Here is a 10,375-nt window from a genome sequence, read left to right as displayed (position 1 = left end):
GCTACCCACCGGCTATGCCAGTAGTAATACTCACTCCTGGCAATCCCGTAGTGTTTACAGGCAGCGCTCACGCTGCCGAGTTCCTCGGCAGCTCGAAAACCAGGCCAGTCGAATACGAGCCCCATACACTTGGAGTTGTTTCTGGTCATTGTTCTTGTTCTCACTTTCACTCCTTTCTAGATTAGAAAGTATATGACGAAGTGTCCAAGATGTATGGGAGCCGGATAAATTGTCATAAAATACTATTGCTTTTTAATCATATTTATGCTTAAATAAATACATAAAACGATAGAAACAAAAAGGACGCAAAAATGGATATCACCACCTCCGACGACGGTTCGGTAAATCTTACGAATAGCCTCGATTTAGCTACTTGGAACCGCCCGCGGACAAGTGAAGAGCTGCGAAGCTTTATCGCGAGCCATGCTGATCGCCTACCAGACGATATAGATGTCGAATAAAACTAGTAAAAAGAGAAGCTGACAAGAGCTTCTCTTTTTTAATGAACGCTGCACAACGGTCAAATGTTTTTTGACAACTGTGTGACGCTGGCGAGCCTCTCCCGGATAGGGACAGACTCGCCGACGCACTTACTCGGTGAAGATGGACGCCGGGGGCCGAATGTGGACCGGTTGCGGGTGCATGCTGTTGGTGACGCCGCGTGTCCAGTAGACGCACAGCTCATACAGCACGTGGGCGACGATCGCCGTCCACAGTCCGCAGGCGAAGACGAGCCCGAACATGATCAAGCCGAAGTACCATGAGGTCAGCACGCCAAGGATGTTGGCGAAGCTGGTCCGCTTGGACTCAGAACTCTCCTCCGTGTTGCGATGGATCGTCTTGAACCGCAGGCTTGCGAGCACGATGCCGCCGGCGATCAGCCAGCCGAGGTGCCCGGTCAGTGGGCGGTCCAGGATGCCCAGACTCGCCCAGTTGACAATAGGAGCCAGGATGTAGCTGACAACCAGTCGCACGAGGCCGAAAGTCACCACGTTGAGGATGTTCAGGACAGCCATCGCGCCGATCAGGCGCAACCAGCGGTACATGATCTCCTCGAACACACCGGCGTTGAGTGCGAGCCAGGTTCCTCGGGTGAAGAACTGGCTGGTGCTGGTGGGATGGGGTGCCCTGAAGATGACCGAAGTCAGTCCCTTGAAGGCGGTTGCGACGATTCCAGCGGCGAACACGTACCAGATCGCAGACAGTCCGTACCCCATCGGCTTGTAGGTGTGGAGCGGGGCGAAGAAGCCCGGGGCATCCGCCCACCAACCGAACAGGAGGTACAGCCCGGTGACCACCGCGAGGGTGGCCAGGGTCTGCTTGAGGTACGTCTTGGTCACGCTCCCCGTACTCACATCGAGTGAACGGGGAGAGTCGGGGTTGAGCATGAACTTGAGGCGCGCCATCGTTGTTCCCTTCTCATGTAGACGGCTCTCAATCTTTAAAGTATAAAAAGTGAGAGCCACCTACAGAGAAAAAGTAAGTGCGTTGTTAAGGTGCTGCATTACTGCAGCCCTTCTATTATAACATAATTTTACTTTTTAAGCAATATCGCCCTCCGATGTTGTTGAATAGTTCCGTGAAAACCTTAACGGCGCGCATTCCAAGATTAGACCATACTTATAGCTACAAACCATAAGTAAAGGAGGGGGTATAGCAGCTAAAAATAGCGATAATAGTACAGCCAACCGTGGTTTTGCAGCAATGGATAAAAAGACGGTCAGCAAAATTGCACAGCGTGGCGCTGCGGCAAGTACCGGTAAATTTGGGAGTAAAAACGGTGCTGACCCAAGGGTGGCTGGGCGTGCAGGAGCTAAAGCGCAGCCATTGGAAGCTAAGCGCGAAGGTGGCCGTAATAGCCATCGCAATAAATAGTGCGTTTTTGAGTTTTTTAGGTAGGCGGAACCAATAATGTAGTGCCAGGGGTTAGTTCTCTCCCTGGCACATTCTGAAAGAAGAGGTAAACACCTCGCTAGATGCTACAATGAGGCTATGAGTTGGTATCATCCATCCACACTTTTAGATAAGGTATTTGAAGGTGGCATAGTTATCAAGGGTGTTGGTGGCGTTCTTGAAGTTTTAGGCGGTTTCTTACTGCTTTTTATTAGTCCTCATTCGATTCATGATTTTATCGTTTTTATTACACAGCGTGATCGCGTTGAAGACCCACACGATATGGTGACAACAACCCTGCTTGGATGGACAGATCACTTAGCCCATGGCGGTAGAGTATTTATTATTGCGTATTTGTGGGTCCATGCTGCCACAAAACTAATCGCGGTCATTGGGATTTTGCGAAATCAGTTATGGGCGTATCCTTTTTCGCTTATCACTCTTGGTATGATGATGATATATCAGACATATAGTATTATTCTTCATCCTGGCATAGGAATGATCTTGCTTACTGTTTTTGACATATTCATGCTATGGCTGATATGGCGAGAATATGGTAAGGCGCGGCAGACGTTGCAGGTCTCTACATCTGAATCTGCCGTTGGAACTGAAATGGCGTTGGAAGACTAATATGAAAATTTTGGTGACAGGCGGCGCTGGATATATTGGAACTCACACAGCGATTGAGTTACTGGCGCAGGGATATGAAGTAGTGGTTGTTGATAATTTTTGTAATAGCCACCCAACTGCTATCAAGCGAGTAGAAGAACTGAGCGGCAAGAGCGTTCAACTGTACTCTGGCGACGTGCGGGATGAAGTACTCTTGAAAGAGATCTTTACTGAGAACGATATAGAGGCGGTTATCCATTTTGCTGGCCTGAAATCGGTAGGTGAGTCAGTACTGGTGCCGTTGGCCTACTATAAGAACAATTTAGACACAACGTTAGTGCTTTGCAGCGCAATGAAACGAGCTAATATTAAGAAACTTATTTTTAGCTCGTCGGCTACTGTCTATGGAGATGCGCCTGTATTGCCATGGAGTGAGACGACTCAAACAGGAATTGGTATTCCTCACCCATATGGCCAAACAAAATACATGACGGAACAGATCCTACGTGACATCGCAAAGTCAGACGATTCATGGCGAGTCATTTTACTGCGTTACTTCAACCCTATTGGGGCTCACGAGAGTGGTAGGATTGGGGAAGATCCGCGTAATACGCCGAATAATCTCATGCCGTATATTTCGCAGGTTGCTGTGGGCAAGCTAGAGAAGCTTCACGTTTTTGGTAATGATTATGACACTCCTGACGGGACGTGTATTCGTGATTATATCCATGTGATTGATCTTGCGAAAGGGCATGTCGCAGCGCTTAAGCGGATGGAAAGCATGCACGGTCTTGATGTATTTAATTTAGGAACTGGCAAGGGAAGCTCTGTTTTTGAGGTGATTCATGCTTTTGAAGAGGCTACGGGAAAAAGTATACCTTACGATATTATTAAACGACGCTCAGGTGACTTGTCTGAGTACTATGCTGATGTCTCAAAGGCGAATACACAGCTGGAGTGGAGAGCGACTAAAACGCTCAAAGATGCGTGCGCAGACACATGGCGCTGGCAAATATCGAATCCAAATGGCTTTAGTGAAGGTTAGAAACTGAGTAGTTCTACATTCGTGCAGCCCAGGCGAACGTAGCCGTGGTCGCACCTGGATTGACATCAACATTTATAGTAAATGATGTATTCGTGACGCCACTTATCCAGAAGCGAGTTGCACTACCCAGACTATTGGTAGGCGTAACGCTAAGATTAGCGAGCGCTGGTGTTGTATCTAGTCCGTGCGAAACTGCGATGCTCGTGGTGCCGGACAGTACAGTGGCAGTACCAGTGTTTTCGGTTTTCCAGCCAATGTTATTACGAACGATCGTATTGGTGCCACCCGTCTCAAGTAGCGCGACGGTTGGTCCAGAAGCACCCCAACTCATGCCATTACCCTCTAGTAGGTTATCGCCAGCACCACCAGTGGATTCCTCGCGGATGAGACTACGGGTTTTACCCGTTATGTCTGAAGTGACGAGTGAGTTACCACTGATAATATTAAAGTGGGTATTAAATTCGAGGTTAACGCCAGACGCTGGGGTTGACCCAACCGTCCCTGGTCCAGCAAATACATTCCCAGTAACCGTACAGCTGTTTGCTACCATAAAAACACTATCACCAGCGGTATTATCGAATGTGGAGCTGATGACTTTTGTTTCTTTACAGTTTTGGATTCTCACAGCAATACAATTGTTCGAACCGCCTACAAAATTACAGCCAATAATACACTGTAGACCAGCAAGATCGTACAGCATGATGGGTGAAGTGCCGGTAGGAGCGGAAGCGCCACCGAGGTTTTCAAAGTCACAGAGAATAAACCAGTTTTCGTCGCTTGAGGTTGTCCAGGTACCTCCTCCATACCCAGTGCTAGTACCGGAATTGTCGAACAGACAGTTGAAAACACGGTTATGGTGTCCAAAGGCGCCACCAGTAATAGGACCAAGCTCAAGACCCCAGTTGTAACAGCTCGTAAAAGGAAGTCGCTCAAAAACACACTGTACCGCACCGCTGGCTAAAATGCCGCCACCAGCTGTTTGGTTTGCTAAGTTGCCGTCAAGTGTAAAATCCATAAAGACGGCACTCACTATGCCAACGCCAGCTGAGCCGCCGGTAAACTTGATAATAAAGTCGTTTAGGCTGTTTTTAGCTTTTAAGATTGTTGCGGCGCTTCCGGCTCCTACTATCGTGATAGGCGCGCTGATAGAGAGAGACGTGCCAATAATGGCCGTGCCAGGTGAAAGCATGAGCGGTTTGCCCGTGCTTACCGCCGCGGCAATCGCCGACTGTAATGCTGCTGCGTCATCTGTAGAACCATTAAATACAGCACCATAATCGACTGCGTATATAATACCAGAAGTAGGCTTATTAACCCATTTGAGTCCGGTTGTTTGGGTGGAATCGGCGGTGAGTAACTGCGTGTCAGAACCAACGGACAGGCTGGCGTAAATACTCGCGCCAGTTCCGCCGATTAAGGTACCCTTTGCGGTAAAGTCGCTTTTATGGACGACCGCACTGTCATTGGCTTTTGAGGCGAGAGCGGGAACGGTAGGACTTGTGGCAGTTCCAGCAAGATCACCAGCCAACTGGATAAGACCGGTCGAGGTTGTGGTGGCATTAGCCCCACTTGAGGTAATAGCAGAGGATTTTAGTGTACCATCGGCATTATGCGATTGCGTCAAAAAATCGTTGAGGACATTTCCCTATGTATCGTTATCTGATCCTGGAACAGGCAATCGTGCCACGGCGTATCCTTGTTAGGTTGCTGTAGGTCTATTTAATAGGAAAAACATAAGCGTTGCAAGGTGAATGTAGTTCTTGTAAGTTATTCGCTAAACACAGGTGCTCCTATGCTAGTGTAGTAGAAGTTACAATTTTGATTTGCCTATTAACCATTAGCTTGATAGTATTACCACAGACACTATGTACAAAAGGATGAGAACGTAGGCTAGAGATGTATACCTAGCCTTAGTCTCCCGGGACATATATCACTCAACCATCTATACATTTTCCTGGTTGGAACTGATGCACACGATTCGTTCAGAAGCATTAACTAACAAAGGAAAAGATCATGGGAAAAACTAGTAGGAAAATACTTAATAGTTTATTTGTAAGCGGAGCGGTTGTTGCGGCCGGCATTATAACGAGTGCATCAACAGCACGCGCGGCGCAGTCCACTGTTAGTCTAGGAACCGCCACGCCGTTCGCTATATTGGCTGGTACTCCTAATATCACTGACGCTGGAAATGCATCGGTGATTCTTGGTAATGTAGGCTTGAGTCCTGCGTCGGGTGCAGGCATTGGACTTAACTGTTCGCAAGTGACTGGTACGATATATTCGGTTGATGCAGCCGGTCCTCTCCCATGTCGGATAACGAATGGCCCACTGTTAGTGGGAGCGAAGAATGACCTTACCACTGCTTATACGGACGCATCAGGTCGTACGCCGGTTACGACGGTGCCAACCGAGCTTGGTGGAACTACTAAAACGGCTGGCGTTTACGACTCTGCCTCGACAACGTTTGGTATTACCGCAGGTGCCGGTGCGCTTGTGCTAGATGGTCAAAACGATCCATCATCTGTATTTATTTTTGAAGCAAATTTTAATGGTACCGGGTTAACTGTTGGATCGGGTAGTACCGTATCGCTCATAAATGGAGCTCAGGCTTGTAATGTTTTTTGGCGAGTTAATACAGCTTCTATCAATACAACGGCTAATTTTAAGGGCACGATCCTCGCTTTAAACTCTATCTCAGTTAATAACGGCGCCACTATTGAGGGGCGACTTTTGGCGAGAAATGGAAATGTGACGCTTAATACTGATACGATTACGGTGCCTACATGTGCATCCACCACTGGCGGCGGTAGCGGATCTACCAGTGTGCCAGGGTTACCCAACACGGGTTCTAACCAAAACGTGCTGCCACTTGTTGTTAGCACGTTAAGCGCGAGTACTGCTGCTATCCTGGTAATGTTCTTTATCCGTAAAAAACGCACCAACTAATTCCGATTTTGGGGACAATCTATGCGTATCAAACGCACCCATAAGAACCTCAGAAGGTTACAAGAGCTTTCTCGGCTCATGCGGGTGGTTGTAAGTGGACTTTGCATACTTGTAGGACAAGTTATCTTACAAGATATGGCTCAGAGTAACCCACTTCCATTTACTACTACGACTACGTACATAGGCCAACAAAAGCCGCCATCGGCGTTACCAGAGACTATCACCATTCCATCTATCGGCGTGAGTGCCTCTATTGCGTTTGCCGGTCTAAAGGCGGATGGTACTATGGATATAAAAAAGAACCCGGATGAGACAGCCTGGTATCAGTTTGGTACCCGTCCGGGGGATGAGGGGAGCGCAGTAATAGCAGGACATTCAGGCTGGACTGGATTGCATGGCTCTGTATTTAATGATATTTATAAACTAAAAAAAGGCGATAAGATTTCTGTGCTTGACCAAAAGGGGCATATGAAAACATTTGCCGTAACTGATAGCAAGCAGTATAGCCCAACGGCCAATGCGTCTTCAGTCTTTCAATCTTCGGATGGTAAGAGCCACTTAAACCTAATTACATGTGATGGTGCTTGGGTTAACGCTACGGATAGTGACTCAAGCCGACTGGTGGTGTTTAGCGTTTTGGAGTAGTCATTCTCCATACGTTGTTTAGACGGATACAAAAAGAAGCCATACAAGACTTCTTTTTAAGACATAATTTATTGGTAGGCAATGCAGGAATCAACTGGAACCGTATAAGACGCGAACTGATTAGAATGGATGAAATCATATCAAGTCTAAGAATGTCTAGCGGCTTAGCTACTACGCTGCAAGGATAGAACGGGTATGCCATTTCAGTCTATGATACAATCATCCTTTTGGACGTCCGCACTCTTCTTTTTTGCTCACGCTTTGCAATATAACCTATTAAATATATAGTAAAAATGCTCTTCAGCGAGCAACCAGTAATTCCCATCCAAAGGAACGACCTTTAACAGAAAGGTACTCCCTTGAAAAAGGTGAGAAACAGTGGCATCTTGGTGCTGCTCGCCGCCTTCGCGTTGGTGCTCGGCATCATCACGCCGGGTGTCGCCCAGGCAACCGATTCGTACCCGGTCGCAACCAACCTGCACACCAGCTCCACCCTATCTGGTCAGACGTGCGATCCGACCGACATCACCTTCGACTGGTCGTCGTTTCTGACGGACGCTTCGAAGTGGTACGGCGTTTCGGATCACTTCGCCGACAAAGCATCGTTTCTCGCAGCTCAGGCTGACGTGACGAACGGTGCGTGGGGTGTCAGCCAGTACACGAACAGCTCTGTGGGCGTAGTCGAGTTCTGGTGGACTGAAGACTCGTCAGCCCACCTGGAGTGGTCGGCTGACGGAGTGGACATCACCACCACGACAACTGGTGCAAACATCCACATCACTGATGTCGTATGCCAAAACTACTACTACGGTGGTGGACCCTCCACTCCCGTAGTAGGTGCGACTGGCATGCTTCACTCGTACAAGGTGTCCACATCGCAATCGTCGTCACTGGGATACACCGAGAGGCCGCTGTTCATACACGGCTTCGGCAACAACGGTACAGTGATTCCGACCGACCAGCCCATGGCGACGTACGTTGCTATGGGCGACTCGTTCTCAAGCGGCGAGGGCAACTCACCCTTCGAGTACGGTACTGATATACCGAACGTAGACACATGTCACCAGAGTTCGGTGGCATATCCGCGCCTGCTGCAAAACGATGCGTCTCTCAACCTGGGAACGACGGCCTTTGTGGCGTGCTCGGGGGCAACGACCAGTGCTATCACTAGTGCATACAACAACGAGGTGCCTCAGGCTGCTGCGCTGTCCAACAGCACCCAAAAGGTGACGCTTACGATCGGAGGAAATGACGTAGGGTTCGGTTGATTACGCAACGGCGTGCGTCTGGCCACTTGGTTCGTCGTGTGACTCCTCCACCTCCATCTACGCGACGACGGTGGACAAGATCACCAACGCCCTTCCGGGGGCATTGAAGAGCACCTACGAGACGATCCTCCAGGATGCTCCGAACGCTCAGATCTACGTCGCCGACTACCCGTACATGATGCCGGTGGAGAGCGCGAGCGACCCCGAGAACACGGGCTGCTTCTACCTCTACAACGGATCGACACACTGGGCAAACGCTCAGGCTGCGCGATACATCGTCGGCCAAATCGACGCAACCATCAGCAGCGAGATCACGCTGGTGCAGGGGGAGAGCAGCGACTACGCGTCGCGGCTGCACTATGTGCCCATGAACGGGACAGGTTCGCCGTTCGTGGGGCACACCGTCTGCGATACGGGAAGTTCCGACTTCCAGAACGTCGACCAGGCGGGCAACAACAGGGCCTACGTGTTCCACCCGAACGCGAACGGCCACCTGGATCTCAGCAACGTGTTCGCCTACGCGATCACGGGTGGGGTCTAACATAAATCCGTCTCGCTGAAGAGTACACCCCTCAACCATTTGAATTGCCGCAAGGCAGCTCGTGGTTGGGGGGCTCTTCAATGTAGGTTGCTCTCAGGTCGGGTAATTGATATCATGAAGCCATATGGCTAACAGCAAAAACGCGGCGATCAAGAAAGAAGACTCTAAAGCATCAGGGGTTCAAAAACCTAAGACTAACACATCAGCTAAAGGAGGCGTGTCTAGCAAAAACAAACTACTCTTAGCTCCACTTGCTATTGTGCTCATCAGCTGCGTGTATCTCTTTGTTCAAAGCCCCTCGCTTCTAAGTGATATCGGAGCGATCCTCTTCTCGCCATCGTTCCTTGCCATCTTAATAACTCCATCACTTCCGATGCTGCTCATTGCCATATTTTGTTGCCTCGCGATCTATCTACTTCTTACGGCCCGTCGTATCGGGCGATTTGCGACAGTCGTCACTTGGTTATTTGCCGCAGTAGCAGTGTGTTTTCTCTTTGCGGCAGTTCCAGGAATTGAACAAATGTGTGGTGAGCTGTCCTGTGCAACGACCAATACCTTCTCTCTCGGTGCCTTACTTCTCATGAATCCATTTGCCGATCTTCTATGGAGTGTCTTGGCGACTGTCGGTATCGTCTTGTTGGTTCGAAAGCTGAAGTAGTAAGAGCCAGTTGCAACGAATTCAATTAGAGGGGATTACAAAATAAAAGTCCCCGTCTCTATAGCTTGTTGCGGTGGCATCGTCAAATGGTTGTTGACTAACGGTCATCTGTCTCTAATGTACGAGCTCCAGATATTACTATTTGGCATGATAGAATAAATGCATGGTAAAAAAGGTTAAGTATAACCCATCGTCTGAAACAAAAAAGACATATCTAGGCTTAAGATCATTGTTCGTAATAATCTGGTTCGCGCTGGTCATCTTGCTAAGTAACGGCGACTTATTAGGAGGCATGCTGCAACGGTGGAGCGTCAACAATAGTTATCCGATTATTGCTATTATCTTGTTAGCTCCCATTACCATGGTCATATTTCCGGTGATGTATCGCATAGGTGACACTTTTAGTATCAGTGGAAAGAGAAGTACGACTCCAGTATGGAAACGTTACATGGTTAGCTTAGCGGGAACCGTCATACTGCTCGGTATGCTGTTATACCTATTCACGATAGTTACTTTCGCATTATTTTATAGGTTTTGAATATAAGTAATATTCCGCGTACAAAATAAGAGACCCCTCAAGGGTCTCTTATGATAATGCTTATGGTAGCAGCGACAGGGATCGAACCTGTGACCTTAGGCTTATGAGTCCTACGCTCTAACCAACTGAGCTACGCTGCCACGTTTACCTCGATGATTGTAGCAGATTGCTATCTTATTTTCTAGAGGTTTTTATCTGTCCATCTCTTGGCAAGATAGGCCAGGGAAGTGAT

The 10,375-nt window shown here is 48.6% G+C and carries 12 protein-coding genes and 1 tRNA gene; 10 read left to right on the top strand and 3 right to left on the bottom strand.

Annotated elements, in window-relative coordinates; all coding sequences use genetic code 11:
• Window positions 1-311: 311 nt before the first annotated feature.
• Window positions 312-461 (top strand): hypothetical protein, encoded by a 150-nt coding sequence (locus VLG36_04400; GenBank protein HSW78013.1) that lies wholly within the window; start codon window positions 312-314, stop codon window positions 459-461.
• A gap of 129 nt (window positions 462-590) precedes the next feature.
• Here VLG36_04400 and VLG36_04395 read toward each other — a convergent pair whose 3' ends face one another.
• Window positions 591-1,406 (bottom strand): hypothetical protein, encoded by an 816-nt coding sequence (locus tag VLG36_04395; GenBank protein HSW78012.1) that lies wholly within the window; start codon window positions 1,404-1,406, stop codon window positions 591-593.
• A 298-nt stretch (window positions 1,407-1,704) separates the two neighbouring features.
• On the opposite strand from VLG36_04395, the gene VLG36_04390 reads away from it, so the two are divergent.
• The 3 genes from VLG36_04390 to galE all read left to right on the top strand — a co-directional run bounded on the left by VLG36_04390 (window position 1,705) and on the right by galE (window position 3,547).
• The gene (locus tag VLG36_04390) at window positions 1,705-1,875 is read left to right on the top strand and encodes a hypothetical protein (GenBank protein ID HSW78011.1); all 171 of its coding nucleotides are present in this window, start codon (window positions 1,705-1,707) and stop codon (window positions 1,873-1,875) included.
• A gap of 117 nt (window positions 1,876-1,992) precedes the next feature.
• The gene (locus tag VLG36_04385; GenBank protein HSW78010.1) at window positions 1,993-2,523 is read left to right on the top strand and encodes a DUF2127 domain-containing protein; all 531 of its coding nucleotides are present in this window, start codon (window positions 1,993-1,995) and stop codon (window positions 2,521-2,523) included.
• Window position 2,524: 1 nt separating this feature from the next.
• The gene (gene galE, locus VLG36_04380) at window positions 2,525-3,547 is read left to right on the top strand and encodes a UDP-glucose 4-epimerase GalE (GenBank protein ID HSW78009.1); all 1,023 of its coding nucleotides are present in this window, start codon (window positions 2,525-2,527) and stop codon (window positions 3,545-3,547) included.
• A 13-nt stretch (window positions 3,548-3,560) separates the two neighbouring features.
• On the opposite strand, the gene VLG36_04375 is transcribed toward galE, so the two are convergent.
• A complete protein-coding gene (locus tag VLG36_04375) occupies window positions 3,561-5,171 on the bottom strand; it encodes a glycosyl hydrolase family 28-related protein (protein ID HSW78008.1) in 1,611 nt (536 codons plus the stop codon).
• 389 nt (window positions 5,172-5,560) lie between these two features.
• On the opposite strand from VLG36_04375, the gene VLG36_04370 reads away from it, so the two are divergent.
• The 6 genes from VLG36_04370 to VLG36_04345 all read left to right on the top strand — a co-directional run bounded on the left by VLG36_04370 (window position 5,561) and on the right by VLG36_04345 (window position 10,143).
• Complete coding sequence (locus tag VLG36_04370) at window positions 5,561-6,493, top strand: ice-binding family protein (protein HSW78007.1); 933 nt, start codon at window positions 5,561-5,563, stop codon at window positions 6,491-6,493.
• Window positions 6,494-6,514: 21 nt separating this feature from the next.
• Entirely contained in the window at window positions 6,515-7,138 is a 624-nt protein-coding gene (locus VLG36_04365) for a class F sortase (protein HSW78006.1), read from the top strand.
• 671 nt (window positions 7,139-7,809) lie between these two features.
• Entirely contained in the window at window positions 7,810-8,406 is a 597-nt protein-coding gene (locus tag VLG36_04360) for a hypothetical protein (GenBank protein HSW78005.1), read from the top strand.
• Between the two features lie 70 nt (window positions 8,407-8,476).
• The gene (locus tag VLG36_04355) at window positions 8,477-8,947 is read left to right on the top strand and encodes a hypothetical protein (protein HSW78004.1); all 471 of its coding nucleotides are present in this window, start codon (window positions 8,477-8,479) and stop codon (window positions 8,945-8,947) included.
• A gap of 124 nt (window positions 8,948-9,071) precedes the next feature.
• Complete coding sequence (locus VLG36_04350; GenBank protein HSW78003.1) at window positions 9,072-9,605, top strand: hypothetical protein; 534 nt, start codon at window positions 9,072-9,074, stop codon at window positions 9,603-9,605.
• A gap of 163 nt (window positions 9,606-9,768) precedes the next feature.
• Window positions 9,769-10,143, top strand: a complete 375-nt coding sequence (locus VLG36_04345) for a hypothetical protein (GenBank protein HSW78002.1) — start codon at window positions 9,769-9,771, stop codon at window positions 10,141-10,143.
• 63 nt (window positions 10,144-10,206) lie between these two features.
• Here VLG36_04345 and VLG36_04340 read toward each other — a convergent pair.
• Window positions 10,207-10,283 (bottom strand) — tRNA-Met (locus tag VLG36_04340).
• Window positions 10,284-10,375 lie beyond the last annotated feature (92 nt).

The sequence above is a fragment of the Candidatus Chromulinivoraceae bacterium genome, from assembly GCA_035478595.1.
Classification (GTDB): domain Bacteria; phylum Patescibacteriota; class Saccharimonadia; order Saccharimonadales; family Saccharimonadaceae; genus CAMLKC01.
This window is presented reverse-complemented; position numbering and strand designations above follow the sequence as displayed.